Here is a 1383-nt window from a genome sequence, read left to right as displayed (position 1 = left end):
GCTGGGCGTAGCCGGCGACATCACCTTCGTCTCCGCGGACCAGGAGATGGCGGACGGCCTGCTCGTCGCCCGACCGGAGCGACCGCAGAGGCTGCTCGCCGAGCGGTGCCACCCCGTCCTCGGCCGCGGCGTCCCGGGCGACGGCCTCGATCAGCGCGGCCGTCTCGTCGTCCACCGCGTGCTCGATGGCGGTCATGCGTCTCCCCCGTCCTCCCTGCGGTCGGTCGGCCGGACCGCTTTGTACCCGACGTTACGCACGGTTCCGATGAGGGACTCGTGGTCGGGCCCCAGCTTGGCCCGCAGCCGTCGGACGTGGACGTCGACCGTCCGGGTTCCGCCGAAGAAGTCGTATCCCCAGACCTCCTGGAGGAGCTGGGCGCGGGAGAAGACGCGTCCGGGGTGTTGACACAGGTGCTTGAGGAGTTCGAACTCCTTGTAGGTCAGGTCCAGGGGTCGCCCCTTCACCCGGGCGACGTAGGTCTCCTCGTCGATCACGAGCTCGCCCACCGTGAGCAACCCGCCGTCGGACTCCCCCTGCGCGGAGTGACGGGCGGCGGAGAGCCTGAACCGGGCGTCCACCTCCGCCGGTCCCGTGGTCGGCAGGATGATGTCGTCGAGACCCCAGTCCCCGCTGACCGCGATGAGCCCGCCCTCCGAGACCACCGCGATGACGGAGATGTCCGCGCTTCCCGACAGGAGGCGGCAGAGCGCGCGGGACGCCGCGAGATCACTCCGTGCGTCGACGACGGAGAGCGCGGCCCCCGACAGCTCGGCCACGGAGGAGGCGAGGGCCGGCAGCAGTCTGACCGAATGCGGCAGGAGCGACAGCGCGGGGACCACCGCCTCGGGGTCGGCTTCAGTCGTGAGGAGCACTACGTCCATGTGTCGCTTCCTCCTCGTCCGGGCGCCCAGACGATACTAGCGACCCGTCCCCCAGTTCCGACGATCGGAGTAGACCTGAACCCCATGAGAGCCCGTCGCAGTGTCACGGTGGCGACCGCCGCCCTGGCCGTCGTGGTGGTCGGCGCCTTCACCGTGGACTCCGTCAACGCCTCCATGGTGGAGGCGGACGTGTCCACCCGGATCCGCCCGGCGACCCCGGGGGTCGCGGCCCCGTCGGTGATGATCGGTGGGGGCCCGTCGACACGGTGGGCGGGGCCCGGGACACTGGCGTCGGCGTCGATCCGCGTCGAGGGTGTCACCCGCCCGGGTCTCGGTCCGGTGGCCGTGGAGGCGGCCGTCACCGATCTGTCCGTGCCGGAGGACCGGTCCGCCGACATGACCGCGGGTGCGGTCACCGTCTCCGTCCAGATCACCGGAGACTCGCTCGGCCCCGCCCTGGGGATGCGGGACGTCCTGGTCGGCGGCGCCGACGACCCGAGC

2 protein-coding genes and 1 pseudogene are annotated in these 1383 nt (G+C 71.9%); 1 reads left to right on the top strand and 2 read right to left on the bottom strand.

Annotated features, from left to right (window positions below):
• Window positions 1–196 (bottom strand): annotated as a pseudogene (locus tag G6021_RS04280) (mycothiol synthase); the annotation flags it as partial.
• Window positions 193–882, bottom strand: a complete 690-nt coding sequence (locus tag G6021_RS04275; protein ID WP_182640732.1) for a response regulator transcription factor — start codon at window positions 880–882, stop codon at window positions 193–195. The pseudogene G6021_RS04280 and the gene G6021_RS04275, both read right to left, overlap by 4 nt.
• Before the next feature lie 108 nt (window positions 883–990).
• Between G6021_RS04275 and G6021_RS04270 the strand changes: the two genes are divergently transcribed.
• A partial coding sequence (locus G6021_RS04270) for an LmeA family phospholipid-binding protein (RefSeq protein ID WP_182639429.1) occupies window positions 991–1383 on the top strand: 393 nt, incomplete at its 3' end.

It is taken from the genome of Dietzia sp. CW19 (genome assembly GCF_014145265.1).
In the GTDB taxonomy this organism is placed as follows: domain Bacteria; phylum Actinomycetota; class Actinomycetes; order Mycobacteriales; family Mycobacteriaceae; genus Dietzia; species Dietzia natronolimnaea.
This window is presented reverse-complemented; position numbering and strand designations above follow the sequence as displayed.